The sequence below is a fragment of the Pseudomonas sp. GW821-FHT09E12 genome, assembly GCF_059416085.1.
Genome location: NZ_JBWKOM010000004.1, coordinates 679,757 through 705,778, shown reverse-complemented (window position 1 = coordinate 705,778; position 26,022 = coordinate 679,757). Strand labels below are relative to the sequence as shown.

At 63.8% G+C, this 26,022-nt stretch carries 26 protein-coding genes; 18 read left to right on the top strand and 8 right to left on the bottom strand.

Annotated features, from left to right (window positions below; translation table 11 throughout):
* Positions 1 to 327 (top strand): hypothetical protein (locus tag AC07PQ_RS15070; protein ID WP_493185798.1); only part of this gene is annotated, 327 nt, incomplete at its 5' end.
* Here AC07PQ_RS15070 and AC07PQ_RS15065 read toward each other — a convergent pair.
* Together AC07PQ_RS15065 and aptA are read right to left on the bottom strand one after the other, a co-directional pair.
* Positions 317 to 1,810, bottom strand: coding sequence for a CoA-acylating methylmalonate-semialdehyde dehydrogenase (locus tag AC07PQ_RS15065; protein WP_493185797.1), 1,494 nt, complete (start codon positions 1,808 to 1,810; stop codon positions 317 to 319). The genes AC07PQ_RS15070 and AC07PQ_RS15065 overlap by 11 nt on opposite strands.
* Positions 1,811 to 1,950: 140 nt before the next feature.
* A complete protein-coding gene (gene aptA / locus AC07PQ_RS15060) occupies positions 1,951 to 3,300 on the bottom strand; it encodes an omega-aminotransferase AptA (protein ID WP_053259531.1) in 1,350 nt (449 codons plus the stop codon).
* Positions 3,301 to 3,426: 126 nt separating this feature from the next.
* Between aptA and AC07PQ_RS15055 the strand changes: the two genes are divergently transcribed.
* From AC07PQ_RS15055 to AC07PQ_RS15025, 7 genes are all read left to right on the top strand, one after another.
* Positions 3,427 to 4,347, top strand: a complete 921-nt coding sequence (locus AC07PQ_RS15055) for a LysR family transcriptional regulator (protein WP_007930700.1) — start codon at positions 3,427 to 3,429, stop codon at positions 4,345 to 4,347.
* 132 nt (positions 4,348 to 4,479) lie between these two features.
* The gene (locus tag AC07PQ_RS15050) at positions 4,480 to 5,874 is read left to right on the top strand and encodes a uracil-xanthine permease family protein (protein ID WP_102680508.1); all 1,395 of its coding nucleotides are present in this window, start codon (positions 4,480 to 4,482) and stop codon (positions 5,872 to 5,874) included.
* Between the two features lie 88 nt (positions 5,875 to 5,962).
* Positions 5,963 to 6,625, top strand: a complete 663-nt coding sequence (locus AC07PQ_RS15045) for a TetR/AcrR family transcriptional regulator (protein WP_007930696.1) — start codon at positions 5,963 to 5,965, stop codon at positions 6,623 to 6,625.
* Between the two features lie 12 nt (positions 6,626 to 6,637).
* Positions 6,638 to 7,219, top strand: a complete 582-nt coding sequence (locus tag AC07PQ_RS15040) for an IMPACT family protein (RefSeq protein ID WP_493185796.1) — start codon at positions 6,638 to 6,640, stop codon at positions 7,217 to 7,219.
* Between the two features lie 551 nt (positions 7,220 to 7,770).
* Positions 7,771 to 9,336: an ABC transporter ATP-binding protein gene (locus AC07PQ_RS15035; protein WP_493185795.1), complete on the top strand. Its 1,566-nt coding sequence runs from the start codon at positions 7,771 to 7,773 to the stop codon at positions 9,334 to 9,336.
* A 15-nt stretch (positions 9,337 to 9,351) separates the two neighbouring features.
* Positions 9,352 to 10,458, top strand: a complete 1,107-nt coding sequence (locus tag AC07PQ_RS15030; RefSeq protein WP_493185794.1) for an ABC transporter permease — start codon at positions 9,352 to 9,354, stop codon at positions 10,456 to 10,458.
* The gene (locus tag AC07PQ_RS15025; protein WP_007930689.1) at positions 10,458 to 11,384 is read left to right on the top strand and encodes an ABC transporter permease; all 927 of its coding nucleotides are present in this window, start codon (positions 10,458 to 10,460) and stop codon (positions 11,382 to 11,384) included. Before AC07PQ_RS15030 ends, AC07PQ_RS15025 begins: the two co-directional genes overlap by 1 nt.
* A 40-nt stretch (positions 11,385 to 11,424) precedes the next feature.
* Here the strand turns inward: AC07PQ_RS15025 and AC07PQ_RS15020 are convergent, their stop codons facing one another.
* Positions 11,425 to 11,856: a hypothetical protein gene (locus AC07PQ_RS15020; RefSeq protein ID WP_493185793.1), complete on the bottom strand. Its 432-nt coding sequence runs from the start codon at positions 11,854 to 11,856 to the stop codon at positions 11,425 to 11,427.
* An 83-nt stretch (positions 11,857 to 11,939) separates the two neighbouring features.
* Here AC07PQ_RS15020 and AC07PQ_RS15015 point away from each other — a divergent pair, with 83 nt between their 5' ends.
* The 3 genes from AC07PQ_RS15015 (at position 11,940) to AC07PQ_RS15005 (ending at position 14,601) form a co-directional block, all read left to right on the top strand.
* Positions 11,940 to 12,290 carry a MerR family transcriptional regulator gene (locus tag AC07PQ_RS15015; protein ID WP_493185792.1) on the top strand — a complete coding sequence of 117 codons (351 nt, stop codon included), beginning with the start codon at positions 11,940 to 11,942 and terminating at the stop codon, positions 12,288 to 12,290.
* Positions 12,291 to 12,315: 25 nt separating this feature from the next.
* Entirely contained in the window at positions 12,316 to 12,999 is a 684-nt protein-coding gene (locus tag AC07PQ_RS15010; protein ID WP_053259522.1) for an SDR family oxidoreductase, read from the top strand.
* A gap of 243 nt (positions 13,000 to 13,242) precedes the next feature.
* Complete coding sequence (locus AC07PQ_RS15005) at positions 13,243 to 14,601, top strand: 8-oxoguanine deaminase (RefSeq protein WP_493185791.1); 1,359 nt, start codon at positions 13,243 to 13,245, stop codon at positions 14,599 to 14,601.
* A 103-nt stretch (positions 14,602 to 14,704) separates the two neighbouring features.
* Here the strand turns inward: AC07PQ_RS15005 and AC07PQ_RS15000 are convergent, their stop codons facing one another.
* Complete coding sequence (locus AC07PQ_RS15000; protein ID WP_007930681.1) at positions 14,705 to 15,796, bottom strand: calcium:cation antiporter; 1,092 nt, start codon at positions 15,794 to 15,796, stop codon at positions 14,705 to 14,707.
* A gap of 349 nt (positions 15,797 to 16,145) precedes the next feature.
* On the opposite strand from AC07PQ_RS15000, the gene AC07PQ_RS14995 reads away from it, so the two are divergent.
* From AC07PQ_RS14995 to AC07PQ_RS14985, 3 genes are all read left to right on the top strand, one after another.
* Positions 16,146 to 17,228, top strand: coding sequence for a BMP family ABC transporter substrate-binding protein (locus AC07PQ_RS14995; RefSeq protein ID WP_493185790.1), 1,083 nt, complete (start codon positions 16,146 to 16,148; stop codon positions 17,226 to 17,228).
* Between the two features lie 150 nt (positions 17,229 to 17,378).
* Positions 17,379 to 18,344 carry a 2-oxoglutarate and iron-dependent oxygenase domain-containing protein gene (locus AC07PQ_RS14990; protein WP_493185789.1) on the top strand — a complete coding sequence of 322 codons (966 nt, stop codon included), beginning with the start codon at positions 17,379 to 17,381 and terminating at the stop codon, positions 18,342 to 18,344.
* 213 nt (positions 18,345 to 18,557) lie between these two features.
* Entirely contained in the window at positions 18,558 to 19,511 is a 954-nt protein-coding gene (locus AC07PQ_RS14985) for an adenosine deaminase (protein WP_007923280.1), read from the top strand.
* Positions 19,512 to 19,693: 182 nt separating this feature from the next.
* Here AC07PQ_RS14985 and AC07PQ_RS14980 read toward each other — a convergent pair whose 3' ends face one another.
* Both AC07PQ_RS14980 and vimR read right to left on the bottom strand, forming a co-directional pair.
* The gene (locus AC07PQ_RS14980) at positions 19,694 to 21,070 is read right to left on the bottom strand and encodes an MFS transporter (RefSeq protein ID WP_007923281.1); all 1,377 of its coding nucleotides are present in this window, start codon (positions 21,068 to 21,070) and stop codon (positions 19,694 to 19,696) included.
* A 109-nt stretch (positions 21,071 to 21,179) separates the two neighbouring features.
* Complete coding sequence (gene vimR, locus AC07PQ_RS14975; protein ID WP_087092583.1) at positions 21,180 to 22,109, bottom strand: transcription regulator VimR; 930 nt, start codon at positions 22,107 to 22,109, stop codon at positions 21,180 to 21,182.
* A gap of 134 nt (positions 22,110 to 22,243) precedes the next feature.
* Here vimR and AC07PQ_RS14970 point away from each other — a divergent pair, with 134 nt between their 5' ends.
* The 3 genes from AC07PQ_RS14970 to AC07PQ_RS14960 all read left to right on the top strand — a co-directional run bounded on the left by AC07PQ_RS14970 (position 22,244) and on the right by AC07PQ_RS14960 (position 23,904).
* Entirely contained in the window at positions 22,244 to 22,534 is a 291-nt protein-coding gene (locus AC07PQ_RS14970; RefSeq protein WP_007923283.1) for a putative quinol monooxygenase, read from the top strand.
* Between the two features lie 32 nt (positions 22,535 to 22,566).
* On the top strand, positions 22,567 to 23,580 hold the full coding sequence (locus AC07PQ_RS14965) for a zinc-binding alcohol dehydrogenase family protein (RefSeq protein WP_493185788.1): 1,014 nt from the start codon (positions 22,567 to 22,569) through the stop codon (positions 23,578 to 23,580).
* Positions 23,581 to 23,724: 144 nt separating this feature from the next.
* Positions 23,725 to 23,904 (top strand): hypothetical protein, encoded by a 180-nt coding sequence (locus AC07PQ_RS14960; protein ID WP_007923286.1) that lies wholly within the window; start codon positions 23,725 to 23,727, stop codon positions 23,902 to 23,904.
* On the opposite strand, the gene AC07PQ_RS14955 is transcribed toward AC07PQ_RS14960, so the two are convergent.
* Together AC07PQ_RS14955 and AC07PQ_RS14950 are read right to left on the bottom strand one after the other, a co-directional pair.
* Positions 23,905 to 25,101: a multidrug effflux MFS transporter gene (locus AC07PQ_RS14955; RefSeq protein ID WP_007923287.1), complete on the bottom strand. Its 1,197-nt coding sequence runs from the start codon at positions 25,099 to 25,101 to the stop codon at positions 23,905 to 23,907.
* A gap of 107 nt (positions 25,102 to 25,208) precedes the next feature.
* Complete coding sequence (locus AC07PQ_RS14950) at positions 25,209 to 25,406, bottom strand: heavy-metal-associated domain-containing protein (protein WP_007923288.1); 198 nt, start codon at positions 25,404 to 25,406, stop codon at positions 25,209 to 25,211.
* Between the two features lie 148 nt (positions 25,407 to 25,554).
* Here AC07PQ_RS14950 and AC07PQ_RS14945 point away from each other — a divergent pair, with 148 nt between their 5' ends.
* A complete protein-coding gene (locus AC07PQ_RS14945) occupies positions 25,555 to 25,938 on the top strand; it encodes a hypothetical protein (RefSeq protein WP_007923289.1) in 384 nt (127 codons plus the stop codon).
* The last annotated feature ends 84 nt before the right edge of the window (positions 25,939 to 26,022 follow it).

Genomic DNA, 26,022 nt, shown 5'->3' with positions numbered 1-26,022 from the left:
GCGTTACACGCTGCTGTCAACACCTCTTTTTCTCCGCTTTCGACCGAGAAGATCGAATCGTTAACTCGGCGAAAACTTACTGCCGAATCAACTCCTTCGGGCCTCGATGAACTGAAGCGTAACCACTGTCGAAAACCGCGTAACTCGTTGAATCTCAAGGAGTTTTCCGTTTCGACTGCGCCGGAAGTGGGGCGAATTATAGACTTCCAGAATCTGCCGTCAACACTTATTTTCACAAATCTGTCATATCGGTCAAAACCGCCCCTAAAAGCAAAGGCCGCCCCCAAGGGGGCGGCCTTTAATACCCTTCTACTTATTACAAGCTAGGGAAGGCGAACTGCGAGGCTTCATGGCTGGCACGCTGTGGCCAACGCTGAGTGATCGCCTTGCGACGGGTATAGAAGCGCACGCCGTCCGGACCGTAGGCATGCAGGTCGCCAAACAGCGAACGCTTCCAGCCGCCGAAGCTGTGGTACGCCACCGGTACCGGCAGCGGTACGTTGACGCCTACCATCCCGACTTCAATCTCGTCACAGAACAGACGCGCCGCTTCACCGTCACGGGTAAAGATGCAGGTGCCGTTGCCATATTCGTGATCGTTGATCAGTTGCATGGCCTCTTCCAGGCTGTTCACCCGCACGACGCACAGCACCGGCCCGAAGATCTCTTCTTTATAGATGCGCATTTCCGGGGTGACGTTGTCGAACAGGCAGCCACCAAGGAAGAAGCCTTCTTCATGGCCCGGCACGCTCAGGCCACGGCCGTCGACCACCAGTTTCGCGCCTGCCTTCACGCCATCCTCGACATAACCGCTGACCTTGTCCCGCGCCTGACCTGTGACCAGCGGCCCCATGTCCAGGCCACAGGAAGTGCCGGCACCGATTTTCAGCGCCTTGATCTGCGGTGCCAGCTTGGCCACCAACGCATCGGCCACCTGGTCGCCGACACACACGGCAACCGAGATCGCCATGCAACGCTCGCCGCAGGAACCATAGGCCGCGCCCATCAAGGCACTGACCGCGTTGTCCAGGTCGGCATCCGGCATCAGCACGGCGTGGTTCTTCGCGCCGCCCAGTGCCTGCACGCGTTTGCCGCGCTTGGTGCCTTCGGCGTAGATGTATTCGGCAATCGGCGTCGAACCAACGAAGCTCAGTGCCTTGACTTCCGGCGCTTCGATCAGCGCGTCCACCGCGGCCTTGTCGCCGTGCACCACACTCAGCACGCCTTTCGGCAGGCCGGCTTCCAGCAACAGCTGGGCAATCAGCAGGGTCGAACTCGGGTCACGCTCGGATGGTTTGAGGATGAAGCAGTTGCCGCAGACGATCGCCAGCGGATACATCCACAGTGGCACCATCGCCGGGAAGTTGAACGGGGTGATACCGGCAACCACGCCCAGCGGCTGGAAGTCGGACCAGGCATCAATGTTCGGGCCGACGTTGCGGCTGTACTCGCCCTTGAGGATTTCCGGAGCGGCACAGGCGAACTCGACGTTTTCGATACCACGCTTGAGCTCACCGGCGGCGTCTTCCAGGGTCTTGCCGTGTTCTTCGCTGATCAACTGGGCGATGCGCGATTCGTTCTGCTCCAGCAATTGCTTGAAGCGGAACATCACCTGGGCACGCTTGGCCGGCGGCGTGTTGCGCCAGGCCGGGAAGGCAGCCTTGGCGGCATCGATGGCGCTCTGGATGGTTTCGCGGCTGGCCAGCGGCAGCTTGTGGATCGCCTGACCGGTGGACGGATTGAACACATCGACCGCGCGACCGCTCTCGGTCACCAGTTCACCATTGATCAAATGCGGGATAACGCTCATCGGGGAACTCCTGAAGTTGTCCACAGGCGCCCGCCAAGGGGCGCCTGCTTTATAAAGATGACTTTGAATATGAACCGAACCACGATGGCGCCCATGAGTACGCCATCGCGAGCAAGCTCGGCTCCTACAGTTTTTGGAAATCAGTCGAGCTTGTTCAGCACTTCGCCGACGGCATCGAACAGACGGTCCAGATCCTGCGGCTTGCTGTTGAAGGTCGGCCCGAACTGCAGGGTGTCGCCGCCGAAGCGTACGTAGAAACCGGCTTTCCACAGGGCCATGCCCGCTTCGAACGGACGCACGATGGCATCGCCATCGCGCGGGGCAATCTGGATGGCACCGGCCAGGCCGTAGTTACGGATGTCGATGACATTCTTCGTACCCTTGATGCCGTGCAGTGCCTTCTCGAAATGCGGTGCCACGTCAGCGACGCTCTGCACCAGGTTTTCTTTCTGCAACAGATCCAGTGCCGCCAGACCGGCCGCGCAAGCCACTGGGTGCGCCGAGTAGGTATAGCCGTGGGGGAATTCCACCGCATACTCGGGGGTCGGCTGGTTCATGAAGGTCTGGTAGATCTCGGAGCTGGCAATCACCGCGCCCATCGGAATCGCGCCGTTGGTGACTTGCTTGGCGATGCACATCAGGTCCGGAGTCACGCCAAAGCTGTCGGCACCAAACATCTTGCCGGTACGGCCGAAACCGGTGATCACTTCGTCGAACACCAGCAGGATATTGTGCTGGTCGCAGATTTCCCGCAGGCGCTTGAGGTAACCCTGTGGCGGCACCAGCACGCCAGCGGAACCGGCCAGAGGCTCGACGAACACCGCGGCGATGTTGGAGGCGTCATGCAGTTCGATCAGCTTGAGCAGTTCGTCGGCCAGCGCGATACCGCCCTGCTCCGGAATGCCACGGGAGAACGCGTTGCTTGCCAGCAGGGTGTGCGGCAGGTGGTCGACATCCATCATCGCCTGGCCGAACAGTTTACGGTTGCCGTTGACCCCGCCGAGGCTGGTACCGGCAATGTTCACGCCGTGATAGCCACGGGCACGGCCGATCATCTTGGTCTTGGTCGACTGGCCTTTCAGGCGCCAGTAGGCGCGCACCATTTTCACCGCGGTATCGGCGCATTCGGAACCGGAGTCGGTGAAGAACACATGGTTCAGATTGCCCGGGGTCAGCGCGGTGATTTTCTCGGCCAGCTGGAACGACAGCGGGTGACCGTACTGGAAGCCTGGCGAGTAATCGAGGGTGCCCAGTTGCTTGGCCACCGCTTCCTGGATTTCCTTGCGGGTGTGGCCGGCGCCACAGGTCCACAGGCCGGACAGCGAGTCATAGACCTTGCGCCCCTTGTCGTCGACCAGCCAGCTGCCTTCGGCGGCGACGATCAGGCGCGGATCGCGCTGGAAGTTGCGGTTGGCGGTGTAGGGCATCCAGTGAGCATCGAGCTTGAGCTGGCTGGCCAGGGAAGCTGGAGCGTTTTCATGCATGTTCATGGGGCAAAACCTCGCAGGGCAATAAGCGGCGCAGGGATCGGAAAGCGTTGTTGCAGCTAAGTTGCCACGGCTATAAAGTCGGTGAAATCCAACTTTTATAACCTTCAGTCAGTGGCCCACTAAACTATGAGCAGCCGTCGCGCCGACCCGCTGGCGCAAGTCAGCGACTTTGATATCCGCCTGCTGCGGATCTTTCGCAGCGTGGTCGAGTGCGGTGGCTTCTCCGCCGCGGAAACTGTGCTCGGCATCGGTCGCTCAGCCATCAGCCAGCAGATGAGCGACCTCGAGCAGCGTCTCGGCCTGCGCCTGTGCCAACGCGGACGCGCCGGTTTCTCGCTGACCGAAGAGGGTCGCGAGGTATATCAATCGGCCCTGCAACTGTTGAGCGCCCTGGAAAGCTTTCGTACCGAGGTCAACGGCCTGCACCGGCACCTGCGTGGCGAACTGATCATCGGCCTGACCGACAACCTGGTCACCCTGCCCCACATGCGCATCACCCATGCACTGGCGCAACTGAAGGAGCGCGGGCCGGACGTGCAGATCCAGATCCGCATGATCGCCCCCAACGAAGTCGAACAAGGCGTGCTCGACGGGCGCCTGCATGTCGGCGTAGTGCCCCAGGCCAGTGCCTTGTCCGGGCTGGAATACCAACCGCTGTACAGCGAACGCTCGCTGCTTTATTGCGCCGTCGGCCACCCGCTGTTTTATGTCGACGACAAGCAACTGGACGATAGGCGCCTCAACGAGCAGGACGCCATCGCCCCGACCTTCCGCCTGCCCGCCGAGATCCAGGCTCATTACCAGGCGCTCAATTGCACCGCCAGCGCTTCGGACCGCGAAGGCATGGCGTTCCTGATTCTCACCGGACGCTACATTGGCTACCTGCCGGACCACTACGCCAGCCTCTGGGTCCAGCAGGGACGACTGCGCGCGCTCAAACCCGGTTCACGTTTTTATGACCTGAGCCTGGCATCGGTCACACGCAAGGGCCGTCGCCCCCATTTGGTGCTGGAAAGCTTCCTGGACAGCCTGGCGGCCACCCGTTGAAAAAACCTACGACACTATAAATGCCCCGCCCCCATTGCCCCATAACGGCAAACACAGGCAATAACCTGAGCACTTGGACAGCTTTTTGCAGGACACGATGACCTTGAACCATCAGCCCTGAGTTCCCCGTCCATGCAGCCAGACACCTTGCGCCAAAGCGACCTGATCTACGGTCTCGACGATCGCCCGAAACCACTCGCCGCGATCCTCGCCGCCCTGCAGCATGTGCTGGCGAGTTTCGTCGGCATCATCACCCCGCCGCTGGTGATCGGCTCGACCCTGGGCCTGGGCGCCCACCTGCCCTACCTGATCAGCATGGCGCTGATGGTTTCCGGCGTCGGCACCTTCATTCAGGCGCGTCGGCCGTTCGGAATCGGCGCGGGGATGATCTGCCTGCAAGGCACCAGCTTTGCCTTCCTCGGCGCGGTGCTGTCCGCGGGTTTTCTGGTCAAGCAACGGGGCGGCAGCCCGGAAGACATCCTGGCGATGATTTTTGGCGTGTGCTTTTTTGGCGCGGCGGTGCAGATCGTCCTGAGCCGCTTCATCGGCCAATTGCGCCGGGTCATCACGCCGCTGGTCACCGGCATCGTGATTACCCTGATCGGTGTCAGCCTGATCAAGGTCGGCATCACCGACCTGGGCGGCGGCTTCAATGCCGCGGATTTCGGCGCGCCGGGCAACCTGGCGCTGGGCCTGTTGGTGCTATTGACCATCATCCTGCTGAACCGCTCGAACACGCCCTGGGTACGACTGTCGGCGATCATCATCGGCCTGGCCCTGGGCAGCCTCGCCGCCTGGTTCAGCGGCAAGCTGGTGCCCCAGGCGTTGCCCGACCTGCCGCTGATCAGCCTGCCGACACCCTTCCGCTTCGGTTTCAGCTTCGACTGGACGGCGTTCCTGCCCGTGGCGCTGATCTACCTGATCAGCACCCTCGAAACCGTCGGCGACCTGACCGCCAACTGCATGCTCGCCCGCCAGCCCATCAGCGGCCCTTCTTATATAAGCCGGCTCAAGGGCGGCATTCTCGGCGACGGCGTCAGCTGCATGATCGCCGCGACCTTCAGCGCCTTCCCCAACACCACCTTCGCCCAGAACAACGGGGTGATTCAGCTGACCGGCGTGGCCAGCCGCCATGTCGGGCTGTACATCGGCCTGTTGCTGTTTTGCCTGGGCCTGTTTCCACTGATCGGCGCGGTGCTGCAGCAAATCCCCAAGCCAGTGCTCGGCGGCGCCACCCTGGTGATGTTCGGCAGCGTCGCTGCGGCCGGTGTGCGCATCCTCGCCCAGGCACCGCTGGACCGGCGCAGCATGCTGATCATCGCCACCTCCTTCGGCGTCGGCCTGGGGATCGCGGCGCAACCGAACCTGCTGCACCTGTTGCCCAAGGTGGTGCAGAACCTGTTCGATTCGGCGATCACCAGCGGCGGCCTGACCGCAATCCTCATGTGCCTGTTGCTGCCGGAAGACCGGGCCGCGCTGCGTGACGCAAATCCGGCCGGTGAAAGCGACACCCTGGAACCGCTTTAAGGGTTTTCTGCCCATTAAGGCTTGTCTGAGGCCTGTGGGTGCGCTATCAACGCACTGGTTGCACCCACAGAACAGCTCGGAAACGCCTATGACCCTTGAAGTCCCAGCCCACGCCGGCCCTCAAACCGCCAAGCCCGCCAGCCGTATTCGTCAGAAAAACGAAGAAGCGATCATCAAGGCCGCCGAAGACGAGTTCGCCCGTCACGGTTTCAAAGGCACCAGCATGAACACCATCGCGCAGAATGCCGGCCTGCCCAAGGCCAACCTGCATTACTACTTCACCAACAAGCTTGGTTTGTATGTCGCGGTGCTGAGCAACATCCTCGAGCTGTGGGACAGCACCTTCAACACCCTGACCGCCGAGGACGACCCGGCCGAAGCGCTGACCCGCTACATCCGCGCCAAGATGGAGTTCTCCCGGCGCCAGCCGCAGGCCTCGCGAATCTTCGCCATGGAGATCATCAGCGGCGGCGAATGCCTCAGCGAATATTTCAGCCAGGACTACCGCGCCTGGTTCCAGGGGCGCGCCGCGGTATTCCAGGCCTGGATCGACGCCGGCAAGATGGACCCCGTGGACCCGGTGCACCTGATCTTCCTGCTGTGGGGCAGCACCCAGCATTACGCCGACTTCGCCACTCAGATCTGCCGCGTCACCGGTCGCAGCAAGCTGACCAAGCAGGACATGGAAGACGCCGGCAACAACCTGATCCGCATCATCCTCAAGGGGTGCGGCCTCAAGCCTGCCTTATAAAGAACACAACGCATGCCCTTTACCCTCGCCGGCCTTTGCGAATACCGCGAAGAGATTCGCAAAAGCCGCTTTATCGCCCTTGCCGCGCCAATCACCAGCGCGACCGAGGCCCAAGCCTTTATCGAACGGCACAGCGATCCCGACGCCTCCCATAACTGCTGGGCCTGGAAACTCGCCGAGCAATACCGCAGCAGCGACGACGGCGAGCCCGGCGGCACAGCCGGCCGCCCGATCCTCGCGGCCATCGAAGCCCAGGACTGCGATCAGGTCGCGGTGCTGGTGATTCGCTGGTACGGCGGCATTCAGCTGGGCACCGGCGGCCTGGCCCGCGCCTATGGCGGCAGCGCCAACAAATGCCTGCAAGGCGCCGAACGCATCGAACTGATCAGCCGCGTAGCCCTGCGTTGCGCCTGCAACTTCAGCGAGCTGGCACTGGTCAAGCTGCGGGTCGCCGAACTCGGCGGGCTGCTGGTCGAGGAACACTTCACGGCCAACGGCGTAGAACTGCAACTGGCCCTGGGCGAAAGCCAGATCGCCACCTTGCAAAGCCAGCTGGCCGACCTGAGTCGTGGGCGCATCCTCTTGCAGCGCTGAGCGCACCAATACGCACCAACGCCTCGAAATCATCCTGTGCACAACGGCCCGGGGGATAGCCGACTTGCCCACACCTGCTGTGCACCCGACTGTGGATAACCTGAGCACACTTGCCTGTAACCCTTCTGTCACGTGGCTTTGCAGCGATTGCTCACTTTTCAGCCAATCACCCGCCAAAAACATATTTTTCAAACTAAAACAGTAAGTTAGCGTTGTTTATCGCTTTTAGAAGAAAGCCACACAGTGCTTATGCCCGGCCTTCGGGCTTGCGCACAAATACTGTGGAACAAGCTGTGGATAACCCGTGCAAGGCTGCGCCAGCCGCATAGAGCGCAAGGCTTGCAGGCACCTGATCATTTTTCGACCAGACCGTTCGGGCAAAACCGCCGCCGTTTCAAGCACCTTGCCCTGAACTGGTGCCGAACAGCGGTGCAGGTAACGAGCAAAGGGGGCACGAGGCCGCAGTTCATCGGGGTCTCGGCAGTTTCCTGACTCACTGGCCAGGAAATTGCTTTATCCACCGGCATAACGTTCAGCAACCCGAGTCCGTCATGCCCAACCCTGTTCCCATCCCCGCTGCAACACCCCGCCTGCAACTGCGCGGAATCACCAAGCGTTATCCCGGTTGCCTGGCCAACGACGGGATCGACCTGAGTATCCAGCCGGGGGAAATCCACGCCCTGCTCGGTGAAAACGGCGCCGGCAAAAGCACCCTGATGAAAATCATCTACGGGGTGACCCAGGCCGACTCGGGCGAGGTGATCTGGCAGGGACAGCATCAGCTCATGCGCAATCCGGCCCAGGCGCGCAGCCTGGGGATCGGCATGGTGTTCCAGCATTTCTCGCTGTTCGAGACCCTGACCGTGGCGCAGAACATCGCCCTGGCCATGGGCGCCGCGGCCGGTACGCCGAAGCAGCTGGAGCCGAAGATCCGCCAGGTCTCGCAGCGCTACGGCATCGCCCTGGAGCCGGAACGCCTGGTGCACAGCCTGTCCATCGGCGAACGCCAGCGGGTGGAGATCATTCGCTGCCTGATGCAGGACATCCGCCTGCTGATCCTCGACGAGCCGACCTCGGTGCTGACGCCCCAGGAAGCCGACGAACTGTTCGTCACCCTGCGCCGCCTGGCCAGCGAGGGCTGCAGCATTCTGTTCATCAGCCACAAGCTCGGCGAAGTCCGCGCCCTGTGCCACAGCGCCACGGTGCTGCGCGGTGGACGGGTGGCCGGGCACTGCATACCCGCCGAATGCTCGGACCAGGAATTGGCGCGGCTGATGGTCGGCGAAGCCGCGAGCCTGATCACCGATTACCCGAAGGCCAAGGGCGGCGAGGCCTTCCTGCAGGTACAGAAACTGTCCTGGCCCAATCCGGCCCCGTTCGGCTGCTCGCTCCAGAACATCGACCTGGACGTGCGCAGCGGTGAAATCGTCGGCATCGCCGGGGTCGCCGGCAATGGCCAGGACGAACTGCTGGCCCTGCTCAGCGGCGAACAGCGTCTTGGCCGTGCCGCCGCTTCCACCCTGCGCTTCGCCGGCCAGTACGTTGCCCATTTGCATCCCGATGCCCGCCGCCGACTGGGCCTGGCGTTCGTCCCGGCCGAGCGCCTGGGCCATGGCGCCGTGCCGGAACTGAGCCTGGCGGACAACACCCTGCTGACCGCCTTCCAGCAAGGGCTGGTGAGCAACGGCCTGATTCAGCGCGGCAAGGTGCTGGCCCTGGCCGAGGACATCATTCGCCGCTTCGCGGTGAAAACGCCGGACAGCCAGACCGCCGCCCGCAGCCTGTCCGGCGGCAATCTGCAGAAATTCATCCTCGGCCGGGAAATCCTCCAGCACCCCAGGCTGCTGATCGCCGCGCACCCGACCTGGGGCGTCGACGTCGGCGCCGCCGCGACTATCCACCGGGCCCTGGTGGCCCTGCGCGATGCGGGTGCGGCGATCCTGGTGATCTCCGAAGACCTCGATGAACTGTTCCAGATCAGCGATCGCCTGGCGGCCCTGTGCAGCGGTCGCCTGTCGGCCCTCAAGGCCACCGCGGACACCAGCCTGGTCGAAGTCGGCGGCTGGATGGCCGGCCAGTTCGATACCCCCGTCCACTTATCCGCTCAGCCAGCGTAACGGAGCTGTTTATTTATGCTGCTTTCTCTCGAACCCCGCGGCCAGCAATCGCGCCTGATGCTCTGGTGCTCGCCGCTGTTGGCCGCGGCCCTGACCCTGGGCTGTGGCTCGTTGCTGTTCATCACCCTGGGCCACGACCCGCTGGAAACCCTGCACACCTTGCTGATCGCCCCGATCAGCGACCTGTATGGCGTCTCCGAACTGCTGGTCAAGGCCCTGCCGATCCTGCTCTGCGCCCTCGGCCTGGCCGTGGCGTATCAGGCGCGGATCTGGAACATCGGCGCCGAAGGCCAACTTCTACTCGGCGCCCTGGCCGGCAGCGCCCTGGCGGTGAACATCATCGACCTGCAAAGCCGCTGGGCGCTGGTGCTGATCCTGCTCACCGGCACCCTGGCCGGCGCCGCCTGGGCCGGCCTCACCGCCTGGTTGCGCACGCACTTCAACGCCAATGAAATCCTCACCAGCATCATGCTCAACTACATCGCCCTGAACCTGCTGCTGTACTGCGTGCATGGGCCGCTGAAAAACCCGGCCGGGTTCAACTTCCCCGAGTCGGCGATGTTCGGCGATGCCAGCCGCCTGCCGCTGCTCCTGGAAGACGGCCGGGTGCATGCCGGGGTGTATTTCGCCCTACTGGCCCTGGTGGCGGTGTGGGTGCTGCTGCAAAAAAGCTTCGTCGGGTTCCAGATCAAGGTGCTGGGGCTGGACAAGCGCGCCGCCGGCTTCGTCGGTTTTCGCGAGAAGCGCCTGATCTGGCTGGCGCTGCTGATCAGCGGTGGGCTGGCCGGCCTGGCCGGGGTGTGCGAAGTCACCGGCCCCATCGGCCAGCTGGTGCCCCAGGTATCGCCCGGCTATGGCTATGCGGCGATCACCGTGGCCTTTCTCGGCCGCCTGCACCCCATCGGCATTCTGTTCTCCAGCCTGCTGATGGCGCTGCTGTACATCGGCGGCGAGAACGCGCAGATGAGCCTCAACCTGCCGCAAGCCATCACCCAGTTGTTCCAGGGCATGATGCTGTTCTTCCTGCTGGCCAGTGACGTGCTGATTCTCTATCGGCCGCGCCTGAACCTGCGCTGGGCACGTCGCGCCGCCAACCCTTGCGTGCAGGCAGGAGCGCTGTGATGGATATCGATCTGTTGAGCAATATTTTCTACGCCATGATCCGCTGCGGTACACCACTGCTGCTGGTGGCCCTGGGCGAACTGATCTGCGAGAAGAGCGGCGTCCTCAACCTCGGCCAGGAAGGCATGATGCTGTTTGGCGCGGTGATCGGTTTTATCGTCGCCCTGAACAGCGGCAACCTGTGGCTCGGCGTACTGCTGGCGATGCTCGCCGGCATGCTGCTGTCATCGCTGTTCGCCCTGGTGGCACTGGTGTTCAACGCCAATCAGGTGGCCACCGGCCTGGCCCTGACCATCTTTGGGGTCGGGCTGTCGAGCTTCGTTGGCGCCAGTTGGGTCGGCAAACCGCTGGCCGGGTTTGAACCCATGGCGATTCCGCTGCTGAGCGAAATCCCCTTGATCGGGCGCATGCTGTTTGCCCAGGACCTGCTGGTCTACCTGTCCTTCGCCCTGTTCGCCCTGGTGGCCTGGGTGATCCTGAAAAGCCGGGTCGGCCTGATCATCCAGGCGGTCGGCGAAAACCCCGACGCGGCCAGCGCCATGGGCCTGCCGGTGCTGCGGGTACGCACCCTGGCGGTGCTGTTCGGCGGCGCCATGGCCGGCCTGGCCGGGGCATACCTGTCCCTGGCCTACACACCGATGTGGGCGGAAAACATGAGCGCCGGGCGCGGCTGGATCGCCCTGGCGCTGGTGGTGTTCGCCAGCTGGCGGGTGTGGCGCCTGCTGCTCGGCGCCTACCTGTTCGGTCTCGCCAGCATCCTGCATCTGGTGGCGCAAGGCCTGGGCCTGGCGGTCCCTTCGAACCTGCTGGCGATGCTGCCGTATGCCGCGACCATCCTGGTGCTGGTGCTGCTGTCCCGGGATGCGCTGCGCACCCGCCTGTATGCGCCAGTGTCGCTGGGGCAGCCGTGGCAGGCGGGGCGATAGGTAGCGTTCGGGCGGGCGTTATCGCGGGCAAGCCTCGCTCCTACGGAATCCCTGGCAAGGGCTCGAGGCGTCTGTCCCGCTCGCGAACCGGCCACAACTGCGCCACCGCCCAGGCCAGCTCGAAAAACAGGATCACGCCGATCAAGGCCGTGCCACCCTGGGCCAGGGCGTAGATCTGCCAGGTGGCGAACAGCAGCCGGCCGGCGGCGTCGTAGCGTCCGAAGGCCAGTTGCGGATCGCGGATGCGCAGCACCGACCACACGCAGACGATCGAGCCCATCAGGTTGACCATCAGCATGTGCATGGGCTCGAACGGCGGCAGTGCGCCGGGCAGGTCGAGGGCCCGGCTCCACTGCTGCATCAGGCCGTGCAGGGCGAGAAAGCTCCAGGGGGTGACAAAGGCGGCGGTGACGATCAGGTCGTACCAACCGCTGGCCCGCACCAATTGACGGTATTGCGTTGTGCTCCACATAAAGGATCGCTCCGGATATTCAAGGAGCACACAAGCTAAAGCCTGGAGTATGCTCCAGGGTCAAGCCCTTCCGAGACTCCAGCATGCGCATCGGTGAACTTGCCCAGGCCTGCGCCGTCAGCCGCGATACCCTGCGCTTCTACGAGCAGCGCGGGTTGATCGCGGCGCAACGCAGCGCCAACGGCTATCGTGAATACCCCAGCGACACGGTGCAGCTGGTGCTCTACATCAAGACCGCGCAGCGCCTGGGCTTCAGCCTCGGCGAAATCGGCAGCAGCGTTGCCGCGATCTGGCATGCCAGCGATCCGGACAGCGCCGTGACGCAACTGCTGCAAGACAAACTGACCCTGATCGAGACCCGCATCAGCGAACTGGGCGAGTTGCGCCAGGAGCTGCGACAACGGCTCGGCCAGCGTTGCCCATTAAATCCATGATCTTCACTCATCAAGGAATCCCCGCATGTCTACGCCAAAAACCGCACTGATCATCGGCGCCTCCAGAGGCCTGGGCCTGGGCCTGGTGCAACGTCTGCTGGACGCTGGCTGGCAGGTCACCGCCACCGTGCGCAACCCGCAAAAAGCCGAGGCGCTCAAGGCCCTGGGCCCGGTCCGTATCGAGCAACTGGACATGGACGACCAGCAGGCGGTGATCGCCCTGAACCAGAAGCTCAAAGGCGAAGTGTTCGACCTGCTGTTCGTCAACGCCGGGGTCAAGGGGCCGGACGACCAGACGCCAGGCAAGGCGACCCTCGCGGAAGTCGGCCAATTGTTTTTCACCAACGCCGTGGCGCCGATCAACCTGGCCCAGCGTTTCCTCCCACAGATCCGTCCGGACAGCGGCGTGCTGGCGTTCATGAGTTCGGTACTGGGCAGCGTGACCATGCCCGACGCGCCGGAGCTGGCGCTGTACAAGGCCAGCAAGGCGGCACTGAACTCCATGACCAACAGCTTCGTCACCCAGCTCGAGCAGAAGCTCACCGTGCTGTCGCTGCACCCGGGCTGGGTGAAGACCGACATGGGCGGCGAGGGCGCGGACATCGACGTCGAGACCAGCACCCGTGGCCTGATCGAGCAGATCAATGCCTATACCGGCAAGGGCGGGCACCATTTCGTCAACTACAAGGGCGAGACCATTCCCTGGTAAGCCTGCACCTGTAGCCGCGGCCGACATCGCAGCGCCCAGTTCGTGGTCGAGCGCCGGACGCCATCGCGGGCAAGCCTCGCTCCTACAGTCACCGCCGTGTGTAGGAGCGAGGCTTGCCCGCGATAGACCGCGCAGCGGTCTCCCCGTAAACTGCGCACCTCGCCCCCGTGGCGACCCTGGATCAGCAGACAGGGCAACACTGAGCTGGCTAACCTGAACCCACTTTCAGAGGAGCCGGCCACCATGCCTGCGACCCGTACCTGGTTAAAGAATCCCCTCGCCATTTTCACCGGCAATGCCCTCGACGCCCGTGGCGGCCTGGTGCTGCAAGACGGCCTGATCGTCGAAGTGCTCGGCGCCGGCCAGCAACCCGCCCAGCCCTGTGGACAGGTCTTCGATGCCCGCGAGCATGTGCTGCTGCCGGGGCTGATCAACACCCATCACCACTTCTATCAGACCCTGACCCGCGCCTGGGCGCCAGTGGTCAACCAGCCGCTGTTCCCCTGGCTGAAAACCCTGTACCCGGTCTGGGCCCGGCTGACCCCGGAGAAACTCGCCCTGGCCAGTAAAGTGGCGCTGGCCGAACTGCTGCTGTCGGGCTGCACCACCGCCGCCGACCACCACTACCTGTTCCCCGAAGGCCTGGAAAACGCCATCGACGTGCAGGTGGCCAGCGTGCGCGAACTGGGCATGCGCGCCATGCTCACCCGCGGCTCCATGAGCCTCGGCGAAGCGGATGGCGGCCTGCCGCCGCAACAGACCGTGCAACAGGGCGAGGTGATTCTCGCCGACAGCCAGCGGCTGATCGCCGAGTACCACGAACGCGGCGCCGGCGCGCAGATCCAGATCGCCCTGGCGCCCTGCTCGCCGTTCTCGGTGACCCCAGAGATCATGGCGGCCAGCGCCGAGCTGGCGGCAAAACTCGACGTGCGCCTGCACACCCACCTGGCGGAAACCCTCGACGAGGAAGACTTCTGCCTGCAACGTTTCGACCTGCGCACCGTGGACTACCTGGACAGCGTCGGCTGGCTCGGCCCGCGGACCTGGCTGGCCCACGGCATCCATTTCAACCCGGATGAAATCGCCCGCCTCGGGGCCGCCGGGACCGGCATCTGCCATTGCCCGAGCTCCAACATGCGCCTGGCCTCGGGCATCTGCCCGACCCTGGAACTGACCGACGCCGGCGCACCCGTCGGCCTAGGGGTGGATGGCTCGGCCTCGAACGACGCCTCGAACATGATTCTCGAAACCCGTCAGGCCCTGTACCTGCAGCGCCTGCGCTACGGCGCCGAAAAGATCACCCCGGAGTTGGTGCTGGGCTGGGCCACCCAGGGTTCGGCACGGCTGCTGGGGCGCAGCGATATCGGCGAGCTGGCCGTGGGCAAGCAGGCCGACCTGGCGCTGTTCAAGCTCGATGAGCTGCGTTTCTCCGGCAGCCATGATCCGTTGTCGGCGTTGCTGCTGTGCGGCGCGGACCGGGCGGACCGGGTGATGGTCGGCGGCCAGTGGCGGGTGATCGACGGGCAGGTCGAGGGCCTGGATGTGCGGGGCCTGATTGCCGATCACCGGCAAGCGGCGCGGGAGTTGATCGGCGGCGTCTGATCCGGCGTTATCGCGAGCAAGCTCGCTCCTACAGGGAACCGGTTCCGATCATTTCCAGAATGAATCACGCCGGATGTAGGAGCGAGGCTTGCCCGCGAAGCTTTTACAGCCCCAACAACGACAACATGATGAAGGTCGCGAACAGCACGAAGTGAGTCATGCCTTCGATGGCATTGGTCTCACCATCATTGAGGTTGATCGCGCTGACGATCAGGGTGATGAAGATCATCACCGTCTGCACCGGGGTCATCGCCATCTGGAACGGCTGGCCGGTGTAGAGCGCCATCGCCTCCATCACCGGCACCGTCAGGATCACCGTCGACAACGACGCGCCCAACGCAATGTTGACCACCGACTGCATGCGATTGGCTAACGCCGCGCGCAGGGCCGTGAGGATTTCCGGCGCCGCGGAAATCGCCGCCACCAGGATCGCCGTGATCACCGGCGGCGCGCCCGTGCCTTCCAGCCCCAGGTCGAGGGTCTTGGACATCACCTCCGCCAACGCGCCGATCAGTACCACGCCGAACACCAGGGTGGCGATGGAAAACGCTAGGCTGACAGGCGCCGGCTGATCTTCTGTCGGTTCTTTCTTGCGGCGTTTTTCCGGGTAGCTGTAGCTGAAGAAGTAGCTGTGGGCGCCGACCTGCATGCGCAGGAACAGGGTGTACAAGAGCACCATGGCGCCAATGGTGAAGGCCGAGTAGAGCTTCCACTTCGACTCGGGAATGAACTCCGGCACCACCATCGACACGCCCATGGCGGTGAGGATCATCACACTGTAGGAACGCGCCGAGTCGTCGTTGTAGGCCTGCTCGCCATGCTTGATCCCGCCCATCAGCGCGGCCAGGCCGAGGATGCCGTTGATGTCGAGCATCACCGCCGAATAGATGGTGTCGCGCACCAGGGTCGGCGAGGCCTCGTTGCTCATCATGATCGCCAGGATCACCACCTCCACCAGGACCGCGGCCAGGGTCAGGATCATGGTGCCGTAGGGGTCGCCGACCTTCTCCGCCAACAGCTCGGCATGATGGGCGACGCGCATCGAGGCCGCGACGATAAAACCGATCAGCACCAACCCGGAGATCAGCGCCACGCCCTGGCCGCTGTTGAGCAGCGCATGCTCCAGCGGATAGGCAACCAGCGCCGCGAGCAGCGCCAGCAACAGAAAACTTTCTTGCTTGAGTGAAGTGAACATTGCAGTCCTTTGACCGGATAAATCGAGCAGAAAGAGATGAGCTAAAGACTGCCTGAAGTCACTAACGTTTCGTTACACCTTAGTGCACCAGGGATTGGCATGGAGTGGGCGTGGCGCACCGGGTTAGCTCTTGGGCGGCCTTGAGATTGATCGCGGGCAAGCCTCGCTCCTACAGGTTTTACGCCATGCCGGATCCCATGATCGCCGCGACTCTGTAGGCGCGAGGCTTGCCCGCGAAGGCTTCACCCTGGTGCCGAAGATTTTGTTGTCCTGTTGGTCAGCTATTTGCATTGAGCCATTCAAACCTTAGGGCCCAGCCACGCCCCACAACAAAATGGAGTCCGGATTCATGCATAAACGTGCGTTGCAAAAACTGCTGTGCGCCCTCACCGCGGCCATCGGCCTGAGCGTCTCGCTGGGCGCCAGCGCCGCCGATCCGTTGAAGGTCGGCTTCGTCTATATCGGCCCGATCGGCGACCACGGCTGGACCTATCAGCATGAACAGGGGCGCCTGGCGCTGGTGGAGAGGTTCGGCGAGCAGATCAAGACCAACTACGTGGAGAACGTTGCCGAAGGCGCCGACGCCGAACGGGTGATCCGCAACATGGCCAAGGATAAGTACGACCTGATTTTCACCACCTCCTTCGGCTACATGAACCCGACCCTGAAAGTCGCCAGGCAGTTTCCCAAGACCACCTTCGAACACGCCACCGGCTACAAGCAGGACAAGAACCTTGGCACCTACCTGGCCCGCACCTATGAAGGTCGCTACGTCGGCGGTTTCCTCGCGGCGAAGATGACCAAGAGCAAGAAGGTCGGCTACATCGCCTCCTTCCCGATCCCGGAAGTGATCCGCGACATCAACGCCATCCAGCTGGCCCTGAACAAATACAACCCGGGCACCGAGATCAAGGTGGTGTGGGTCAACTCCTGGTTCGACCCGGGCAAGGAAGCCGACGCCGCCAACGCCCTGATCGACCAGGGCGCCGACGTGATCTTCCAGCACACCGACAGCCCGGCGCCGATCCAGGCCGCCGAACGCCGTGGCGTGTACGCCGTGGGCTACGCCTCGGACATGGCCCACTTCGGACCGAAAGCGGTGCTGACCTCCATCGTCAACAACTGGGGCCCGCACTACATCCAGGCCACCCAGGGCGTGCTCGACCACAGCTGGAAATCCCAGGACTACTGGGGCGGCCTGAAGGAAGGCACGGTCCAATTGCCGATCAGCGACCTGGTACCGGCCGACGTCAAGCGTGAGGCCGAGCAGATCATCGCCGACATCAAGAGCGGCGCCTTCCACCCGTTCACCGGGCCGATCAAGGACCAGGCCGGCGTGGAAAAACTCGCCGCCGGGGTCAGCGCCAGCAATGCAGAGCTCGCGTCGATGAACTATTACGTGGAAGGCATGAAGGCCGACATTCCGAAATGACTCGCCTGTAGCCGCTGCCGCGGGTTGCACCAAGTTCCGAAGGTCCTTTGCTCGATACCCAGAGCACGCCCCCTTCGTCGGAGTGCCGCCCAGATCGATCGCAGCCTGCGGCAGCGGCTACAGGGCAGTGAGTACCTTGAGAGCATTTATATGAACCAGCTGCCAATCATCGACATCAGCCCGCTCTACGGCGACGACGCCCAAGGCTGGAACAGCGTCGCCCAGCAGATCGACCGTGCCTGCCGCGAGTGGGGGTTCTTCTATATCAAGGGCCACCCGATCACCTCCGGGCGCATCGGTCAGTTGCTCGACGCCGCCCGGTATTTCTTCGCCCTGCCGGCCGCCGAGAAACTCAAGATCGATATCACCCAGACCCGCCACCATCGCGGCTATGGCGCGATCGCCACCGAGCAACTGGACCCGGACAAGCCAAGCGACCTCAAGGAAACCTTCGACATGGGCCTGCACCTGCCGGCCGACCATCCCGAGGTGCTCGCGGAAAAACCGTTGCGCGGCAGCAACCGGCACCCGGATATCGCCGGCTGGGAAACCCTGATGGAGCAGCACTACCTGGACATGCAGGCCCTGGCCCAGACCCTGCTGCGGGCCATGACCCTGGCCCTGGGCATCGAGCGCGATTTTTTCGACAGCCGCTTCAAGGAGCCAGTCAGCGTCTTGCGCCTGATCCATTACCCGCCGCGGCATACCGACAGCAGCGACGAACAGCAAGGCGCCGGCGCCCACACCGACTACGGCTGCATCACCCTGCTCTACCAGGACAGCGCCGGCGGCCTGCAGGTGCGCAACGTCCAGGGCCAGTGGATCGACGCCCCACCCATCGAGGGCACCTTCGTGGTCAACCTCGGCGACATGATGGCGCGCTGGAGCAACGACCGTTACCGGTCGACGCCGCACCGGGTGATCAGCCCGCTGGGGGTGGACCGCTACTCGATGCCGTTCTTCGCCGAACCCCATCCGGATACCCGCATCGAATGCCTGCCCGGCTGCCAGGATGCCGGGCATCCGCCGAAGTACCCGGTCACCACCTGCGCCGAATTCCTCTTGTCGCGGTTCGCCGATACCTATGCCTATCGCCGGGAACCGCAAGCGTCCTGATCGCCCGGCGGGTCAGGTTTTGCCGAATAGTCCGCGTGCGCCTGTAGAATGCCTGCCCTTATGGGCGCGATTGGAACCTGACGCGCCCGCGCAGCCCTGGGAAAACCCGGGGCCGGCGCCTGTCATCGAACCTTGCGGTGGGCTTTTCGCCGCAGGATGATGGAGCGCAATACGTTCACGCAGCGCTCGACTGCACCTGATGAGATCACACCCATGTACGACTGGCTGAACGCCTTGCCCAAGGCCGAACTGCACCTGCACCTCGAAGGATCCCTGGAGCCCGAGCTGCTGTTCGCCCTGGCCGAACGCAACAAGATCGCCCTGCCCTGGAGCGATGTGGAAACCCTGCGCAAGGCTTATGCCTTCAACAACCTGCAAGAGTTCCTCGACCTGTACTACCAGGGCGCGGACGTACTGCGCACCTCCCAGGATTTCTATGACCTGACCTGGGCCTACCTGCTGCGCTGCAAAGAGCAGAACGTCATCCACACCGAACCCTTCTTCGATCCGCAGACCCACACCGATCGCGGCATTCCCTTCGAAGTGGTGCTCAACGGCATCGCCAGCGCGCTCAAGGATGGCGAGCAGCAACTGGGCATCACCAGCGGCCTGATCCTCAGTTTCCTGCGCCATCTGAGCGAAGATGAAGCGCAGAAAACCCTCGACCAGGCGCTGCCGTTCCGCGAAGCCTTTGTCGCGGTCGGCCTGGACAGTTCGGAAATGGGTCACCCGCCGAGCAAGTTCCAGCGGGTGTTCGACCGGGCCCGCAGCGAAGGTTTCCTCACTGTCGCCCACGCCGGTGAAGAAGGCCCGCCCGAGTACATCTGGGAAGCCCTCGACCTGCTGAAGATCCAGCGCATCGACCATGGCGTGCGCGCCTTCGAGGACGAGCGACTGATGCAGCGCATCATCGACGAGCAGATCCCGCTGACCGTCTGCCCGCTGTCGAACACCAAGCTCTGCGTGTTCGATCACATGTCGCAGCACAACATCCTCGAGATGCTCGAGCGTGGGGTGAAGGTCACCGTGAACTCCGATGACCCGGCCTACTTCGGCGGCTACGTCACCGAGAACTTCCACGCCCTGTACACCCACCTGGGCATGACCCAGGACCAGGCCAAACGCCTGGCGCAGAACAGCCTGGATGCGCGGCTGGTCAAGCCGTAAACCGCCATCGCGGGCAACCTGCCCGCGATCCCCCTGTAGCCGCTGTCGAACCACCCGACCACGCCGCGACCGCACTATGTAGCCGCTGCCGAAGGCTGCGATCGACCGCGAAGCGGGCGCCGCTCTTGAGGGCCTCGGAAGGTTCTTCGAACCTTATCGCAGCCTGCGGCAGCGGCTACAGATCAAACGCCGACTTCGCTCAACTCCTCCAGCGTCTTGCCCCGGGTCTCCATCCCGAACAGCCAGACCACCGCCGCGGCGACCGCGAAACACAGCGCGCCCAGGGCGAACACCCCACCCTGCCCGGTCATCGGGAATACCACGCCGGTCACCAACGGCCCGAGCAGCGACCCGATGCGCCCCACCGCCGAGGCGAACCCGGAGCCGGTAGCCCGCGCCGAGGTGGGATATAACTCGGGCGTGTAGGTGTAGAGCACCGCCCACATGCCGAACAGGAAGAACTGCATCAACAGGCCGGAGCTGATCAGCAGCGCCACGTTGCCGCCGAACACCGCGCTCTGCCCGTAGAAGAACGCCATGACTCCACCGCCCAGCAAGGTGATCACGCACACCGGCTTGCGCCCCCAGCGCTCCACCAGCCAGGCGGCCATGAGGAAGCCGGGAATCCCGCCGAGGGAAATCAGCACCGTGTAGTACACCGACTGAGTCACGGCGAAACCCGATTGCTGCAACAAGGCACTGAGCCACGAGGTCAGGCCATAAAAACCCAGCAGGGCAAAGAACCACACACTCCAGATCATCATCGTGCGCTGGCGATAGAGCGGCGACCAGATCTCGCGCAAGGCCGAAAAGAAGTGCCCCGGCACGCTCTCCACCCGCGGCAGGCGCACCGGCTCGGGCAGATCCGCGCGCTGCAGCGAGGCGCGGACCTTATCCTCGATCCGCCGCAGCACCTGGTCGGCATCGGCGTGCCGCCCGGCCTGCTCCAGCCAGCGCGGCGACTCGGGGATGAAGAAACGGATCGCCAGCACGAACACCGCCGGGATCGCCAGGACCAGGAAGATGTCGCGCCAGCCGATCAGTGGCAGCAGGAAGTACGAGAGCACGCCCGCCGCGACGAAACCCAGCGGCCAGAAGCCATCCATCAAGGCGATATAGCGCCCGCGCCGCTTGGCGGGGATCATCTCCGAGAGCATCGACTGGGCGATGGGAAACTCCATGCCCATGCCGATCCCCAGCAGCACCCGGAACAGGGTCAGGCTGTCCACCGTCTGCGCCGTGGAGCACAGGTAACTGGCGATGCCCCAGAGCACGATGCTCCACTGGAACACCGGCTTGCGCCCGAAGCGGTCGGCGAGCATGCCCGACAGCGACGCGCCGACCACCATGCCGAAGAAGCTCGAACTGGCCAGCAGGCCGGCCTGGGCCGTGCTCAGGCCGAACTCGGCTTTGATCGAGCCGAGCAGGAACGTCATCATCGCCAGGTCCATGGAGTCGAAGAAAAACGCCAGGGCGATGATGATGAAAATGACCCGGTGATAACCGCTGATGGGCAAGCGTTCCAGACGCTCTGCCGCACTGTACCCCTGACTTGCCATGCCCCGTCCCCCCGATTGAATGGTCTGCAATCGAGTGTGCAAGATCGACGCCGCCGCTCAGTGCTGGATGCGACCTGCCCGCACCCGGCAACGACGCCGCCGGCCTGGGTCAGTGATCGGCATGGGTTGGCTTGGGGTAATGCGCGGAAACTTCAGCGCAGCGCGCCTGCAACATGTCCCGCAGCAGCTTCACCGGTTTGCTCAGTTGCGCCCGATGCGCGCACAACAGGTTCAGCGGTGCCCGTTCGCAGCGCAGCTCCGGCAGCAGCACCTTGAGCCGCCCGGCCAGCACATCGGCCGCCACGTCGAGCCAGGACTTGTAGGCGATGCCCCGCCCCGCCACCGCCCACAGGCGCACCACATCGGCGTCGTCGCTGAAGCGATCACCGCTGACCGTCAGGCCGACCTCGCGCTTGCCGTCATGGAAACTCCAATGGTCATGCACCCGGCTGCCAAGCATGTAGAGCAGGCAATTGTGCTGGGCCAGTTGCTCCAGCTGACGCGGCTCGCCGTGGCGGGCCAGGTACTCGGGGGCGGCCACCAGCACCCGGCGGTTCTGCGGCGCGACAGGCAAGGCCACCAGGCTGGAATCTTCCGGTTCGCCGTAACGCAGGGCAATGTCCACCGGCTGGCGAAACAGGTCGGCGATACGGTCGCCCAGCAGCAGGCGCAGCGTGAGCTTGGGGTGCTCCAGCTGGAACTGGTCGAGCCAGGGCAGCAACAGATTGCGGCCGAAATCCGAGGGCGCGGACAGCTGGAGAACGCCGCTGACCTGATCCTGCCCGCTGGCCAGCAGGCGCCGGCCTTCCTCCAGGTTGCTCAGGGCCGCGCGGGCATATTCGAGAAACCCTTCGCCCTCGGCGGTCAGGCGCAGGCTGCGGGTCGAACGCGCCAGCAGCCGGGCGCCGAGCTGCTGCTCGATACGCTTGAGCGCAGCGCTGGCCACCGCCGCCGACAGGTCCATGACCCGCGCCGCGGCGGACAGGCTGCCGAGGTCGGCGGCGCGCACGAACAATTGCAGGTCATCGAATCGCAACATCTGGCTCACCGGGCATTATCAAAAAAATGTTGAAAGAGACTGCTGTTTTAGCCGGTTTTATCTTCAGGGGAAATGGCCAATGATCGGCCTACCGTCATATCAGCTCGTCACGCCAGCCTTTGAAGGAACTCCCTATGTCGCAAGCTTTTACCGCCATCGCCACCCTTGTCGCCAAGAGCGGCCAGCAGGCCGTGCTCAAGCGCGAACTCAGCGCCCTGGTGCAACCGAGCCGTGAAGAAGCCGGCTGCCAGTTTTACAACCTGCATCAGGACGCCGAAGCCCCAGGCACCTTTTATGTACTGGAGCGCTGGGACGACGAGGCGGCCCTGGAATTTCACAACGCCACGGCGCACTTCCAGCATTTTCTCAGCCAGACCCGCGAGGCGATCGAGCATTTCGAGCTCAAGCGCCTGCTGCTCCTCTGACCCAACCTTCATCTTCATCAGGAAAACCCACCATGAAAGCCATCGCCTACTACGCCTCCCTGCCGATCGACGATCCGCTATCCCTGCAAGACATCGAACTGCCGGAGCCGCTCGCCGGCCCCCGCGACCTGCTGGTGGAAGTCAAAGCCATCTCGGTCAACCCGGTGGACACCAAGGTCCGCCAGAACGTCCAGCCTGAAGGTGGCGCCGCCAAGGTGCTGGGCTGGGACGTGGCCGGGGTGGTCAAGGCGGTGGGCAGCGACGTCAGCCTGTTCAAGGTCGGCGACAAGGTGTTCTACGCTGGCTCGATCGCCCGCGCCGGTGGCAACAGCGAATTGCACGTGGTCGACGAACGCATCGTCGGCCATATGCCCAAGAGCCTGGGCTTCGCCGAAGCCGCCGCCCTGCCGCTGACCGCGATCACCGCCTGGGAACTATTGTTCGAACGCCTGCAGATTGCCGAAGGCCAGGCCGATCGGCAGCAGAGCCTGTTGATCGTCGGCGCGGCCGGCGGCGTCGGTTCGATCCTCACCCAACTGGCCAGCCAGCTCACCGGGCTCAAGGTCATCGGCAGCGCCTCGCGCGCCGAAACCCAGGGCTGGGTACGCGAGCTGGGCGCCGACCTGGTGATCGACCATAGCCAGCCGTTGAGCCAGGAACTGAAAAAAGCCGGCCAGGCCAACGTCACCCATGTCGCCAGCCTGACCCAGACCGATACGCACCTGGACGAGTTGGTCGAGGCCCTCGCGCCCCAGGGCCGGCTGGCGCTGATCGACGATCCGAAAACCCTCGATGTGACCAAGCTCAAGCGCAAGAGCCTGTCGCTGCACTGGGAGTTCATGTACACCCGCTCGCTGTTCGAAACCGCGGACATGCAGGAGCAGCACAAGCTGCTCAATCGCGTCGCCGAGCTGATCGACGCCGGCACCTTGAAGACCACCCTGGGCGAGCACTTCGGCACGATCAACGCGGCCAACCTGCGGCGCGCTCACGCGTTGCTGGAAAGCGGCAAGGCCAAGGGCAAGATCGTGCTCGAAGGCTTCTGAGGCCGGAGCGGACGGCGTCCTGCCTGCGCTAAAAAGGGGCAGGATGCCGTCAGTCCGACAGTTGATCCTTGTCATACTTGTGACCGTATTCGGGTCTACACTGGGGGCCTTTGCAATGCAGTCTTTTACGCTAGGAGGTCAGCAATGAAGATCCTGATAAAAGAATTGGCAAAATCCAAAGGCACCCAATGGCAGGTTCAACTCGACCAGCATGCGGTGACTTTCCGCAGCGAGGCCGAAGCCCGAGCCTTCGCCAATACGCTGGAAACGCGTCTGCAAGCCCCCCACCGATTCCCCGAAAGCCAACAGCGCGCCGCCGGCTGATTACAGCTGGGCGGCTTGCAGCGCCCTGGCGTTCTGCAATTTGCGGGTGACCATCGCCAGCGTCACCACCAGAATCCCACACAGGCTGATGACCGTTGCCATCGGCACGGCGCTGCCATCGTGCAGCACGCCCACCAACGCCGCGGCGCCGGCCGCCACACTGAACTGCAGGCAGCCGAGCATCGCCGAGGCACTGCCGGCCCGCGCGCCCTGACCGTTCATGGCGCAGGCCGAGGCATTGGGAAGGATGCAGCCCAGGCTGGCGATACAAATGAACAGCGGCGCCAGCAGTGGCCAGAGTTGTGCCGGGTGCAGCGAACTGACGGCGAGCAAGGCCAGGCCACCCAACAGGTAGATCCACACTGTGCGTGCCAGCAGGAACGCCGGGCCACGCTTGGCCAGCAACCGCGCATTGATCTGCGCCACCAGGATGAAGCCGCCGGCGTTGATCCCGAAGAACCAGCCGAAATGCTCGGCCGGCACGCCATAGAGCTTGATGAAGACAAAAGGCGAACCGGCGATGTAGGCGAACATCCCGGCGATGGCGATGCCCCCGGTCAGGGCATGGCCGAGGAACACCCGGTCAGCCAGCAACCGACCGTATTGGCGCAAGGCCCCGGACAACGGCTGGCGCGGCACATGGGCCGGCAGGCTTTCCGGCAAGCCCAGTGCTACCGCCAGGCCGGCCAGGGCGCTGAACAGGGTCAGCATGATGAAGATCGACTGCCAGCCGTAGAGATTCACCAGCAGGCCGCCGAGCATCGGCGCCAGGATCGGCGCCAGGCCCATGACCAGCATCAGCTGGGAAAACACCTTGGCCGACCCCACCGCGTCGCACTTGTCGCTGACCACCGCCCGGGAAATCACCATGCCCGCGCAGCCGCCCAGGGCCTGGACGAACCGCGCGCCGATCAGCCATTCCAGGTTCGGCGCGTAGGCACAGGCCAGGGACGCCAGGGTGAACAGCCCCACCCCGACCAGCAACGGGATGCGCCGGCCGAAGCGGTCGGCCACCGGGCCGTAGGCCAGCTGGCCGATGGACAGGCCGAGGAAGTAGGCCGCCAGGGTCAGCTGAACGTGTTTTTCATCGGTGCCAAAGGCCAGCGCCATCGCCGGGAACGCCGGCAGATAGAAATCGATGGCCAGAGGACCGAAGGCGCTCAGGGCGCCGAGAATCAGGATTGTGCGAAGGTTCATCAGGCATCCAGGTGCGGGTCGGTCGGCAGCCCGACAGTTTATCCGCGCTTGGAGGCCTTGAACATTCCGATAGGTCGCTAACTATTAAAAAGACCGGCTAAATCCACTCAGGCCAGCTTGACCGCATAGCCTTCTTCGCTGATCAGGCTGATCACCTCGTCGGCGGACAAGCGACTTTCCACACCCACTTCCCTGGCCCCGAGATCGACCTTGACGCTGGCCGCCGGATCCTTGCTCTGCACTGCCTGGGTGATGGCCCGGACGCAGTGACCGCAGGACATTCCTTCGACATTGAACACTTGCATGACGCTTCTCCTGTAGTGAGGGTTGTCGCCAGTCTCGACCTTGCCATCATGGCAAGGTCAAGTTCCGGATGCATCTGCCGGGCTGGCAATCGGCGACGCGCTCGGCCAAGCTTCACCCCTCAACGACACGACACTAGGAGATTCAGCCATGCGCTGGTCGGTTATCAGCCTGTTCAGCCTCCTCGGCCTGATCGCGGCATCCCCTTCGGTCAACGCCGCCGGCGAGGACTACGGCGTCCTGATCATTTCCCGGGAACGCCTGGAAGTCGCCACGTCCTGCGAAATTGGCCTGTACATCGAGGACCAGTTGGCGGGCCGGCTGTTCCAGGAACAGGCCACGTCCTTCAACCTGCCGCCGGGCAAAGTCTCGCTGCGCCTGAAACTGCTGCCGGGGCAGATGCCGGGCTGCAACCCGGGCATGCTCGCGCCAGGCTCCCAGGACATCAGCCTCAAGGCCGGCGACGTACTGAAGTTCCGCATCGCCATGAGCCCGTCGGGCCTGCTCCTCCAGCGCACCGGCCTGGGATACTGAGGCCGCGGGTCGTTGCCTGTGCCCTGTCCCTCCCCGGAACCGGCACGGGCGACGATCCGGGCGCTACCCCCCGAGACAGATTGA

Excerpts from the sequence above, each read along its gene's own strand:
- AC07PQ_RS15030 (WP_493185794.1), top strand. The coding sequence starts at position 9,352 with ATGCTGCTTTCTCTCGAACCCCGCGGCCAGCAATCGCGCCTGATGCTC.
- AC07PQ_RS15000 (WP_007930681.1), bottom strand. The coding sequence starts at position 15,796 with ATGTTCACTTCACTCAAGCAAGAAAGTTTTCTGTTGCTGGCGCTGCTC.
- AC07PQ_RS15035 (WP_493185795.1), top strand. The coding sequence starts at position 7,771 with ATGCCCAACCCTGTTCCCATCCCCGCTGCAACACCCCGCCTGCAACTG.
- AC07PQ_RS14995 (WP_493185790.1), top strand. The coding sequence starts at position 16,146 with ATGCATAAACGTGCGTTGCAAAAACTGCTGTGCGCCCTCACCGCGGCC.
- AC07PQ_RS15045 (WP_007930696.1), top strand. The coding sequence starts at position 5,963 with ATGACCCTTGAAGTCCCAGCCCACGCCGGCCCTCAAACCGCCAAGCCC.
- aptA (WP_053259531.1), bottom strand. The coding sequence starts at position 3,300 with ATGAACATGCATGAAAACGCTCCAGCTTCCCTGGCCAGCCAGCTCAAG.
- AC07PQ_RS14955 (WP_007923287.1), bottom strand. The coding sequence starts at position 25,101 with ATGAACCTTCGCACAATCCTGATTCTCGGCGCCCTGAGCGCCTTCGGT.
- AC07PQ_RS14950 (WP_007923288.1), bottom strand. The coding sequence starts at position 25,406 with ATGCAAGTGTTCAATGTCGAAGGAATGTCCTGCGGTCACTGCGTCCGG.
- AC07PQ_RS15005 (WP_493185791.1), top strand. The coding sequence starts at position 13,243 with ATGCCTGCGACCCGTACCTGGTTAAAGAATCCCCTCGCCATTTTCACC.
- AC07PQ_RS14965 (WP_493185788.1), top strand. The coding sequence starts at position 22,567 with ATGAAAGCCATCGCCTACTACGCCTCCCTGCCGATCGACGATCCGCTA.
- AC07PQ_RS15025 (WP_007930689.1), top strand. The coding sequence starts at position 10,458 with ATGGATATCGATCTGTTGAGCAATATTTTCTACGCCATGATCCGCTGC.
- AC07PQ_RS14945 (WP_007923289.1), top strand. The coding sequence starts at position 25,555 with ATGCGCTGGTCGGTTATCAGCCTGTTCAGCCTCCTCGGCCTGATCGCG.
- AC07PQ_RS14960 (WP_007923286.1), top strand. The coding sequence starts at position 23,725 with ATGAAGATCCTGATAAAAGAATTGGCAAAATCCAAAGGCACCCAATGG.
- AC07PQ_RS14985 (WP_007923280.1), top strand. The coding sequence starts at position 18,558 with ATGTACGACTGGCTGAACGCCTTGCCCAAGGCCGAACTGCACCTGCAC.
- AC07PQ_RS14980 (WP_007923281.1), bottom strand. The coding sequence starts at position 21,070 with ATGGCAAGTCAGGGGTACAGTGCGGCAGAGCGTCTGGAACGCTTGCCC.
- AC07PQ_RS14990 (WP_493185789.1), top strand. The coding sequence starts at position 17,379 with ATGAACCAGCTGCCAATCATCGACATCAGCCCGCTCTACGGCGACGAC.
- AC07PQ_RS15010 (WP_053259522.1), top strand. The coding sequence starts at position 12,316 with ATGTCTACGCCAAAAACCGCACTGATCATCGGCGCCTCCAGAGGCCTG.
- AC07PQ_RS15015 (WP_493185792.1), top strand. The coding sequence starts at position 11,940 with ATGCGCATCGGTGAACTTGCCCAGGCCTGCGCCGTCAGCCGCGATACC.
- AC07PQ_RS14970 (WP_007923283.1), top strand. The coding sequence starts at position 22,244 with ATGTCGCAAGCTTTTACCGCCATCGCCACCCTTGTCGCCAAGAGCGGC.
- AC07PQ_RS15040 (WP_493185796.1), top strand. The coding sequence starts at position 6,638 with ATGCCCTTTACCCTCGCCGGCCTTTGCGAATACCGCGAAGAGATTCGC.
- AC07PQ_RS15050 (WP_102680508.1), top strand. The coding sequence starts at position 4,480 with ATGCAGCCAGACACCTTGCGCCAAAGCGACCTGATCTACGGTCTCGAC.
- AC07PQ_RS15065 (WP_493185797.1), bottom strand. The coding sequence starts at position 1,810 with ATGAGCGTTATCCCGCATTTGATCAATGGTGAACTGGTGACCGAGAGC.
- vimR (WP_087092583.1), bottom strand. The coding sequence starts at position 22,109 with ATGTTGCGATTCGATGACCTGCAATTGTTCGTGCGCGCCGCCGACCTC.
- AC07PQ_RS15020 (WP_493185793.1), bottom strand. The coding sequence starts at position 11,856 with ATGTGGAGCACAACGCAATACCGTCAATTGGTGCGGGCCAGCGGTTGG.
- AC07PQ_RS15055 (WP_007930700.1), top strand. The coding sequence starts at position 3,427 with ATGAGCAGCCGTCGCGCCGACCCGCTGGCGCAAGTCAGCGACTTTGAT.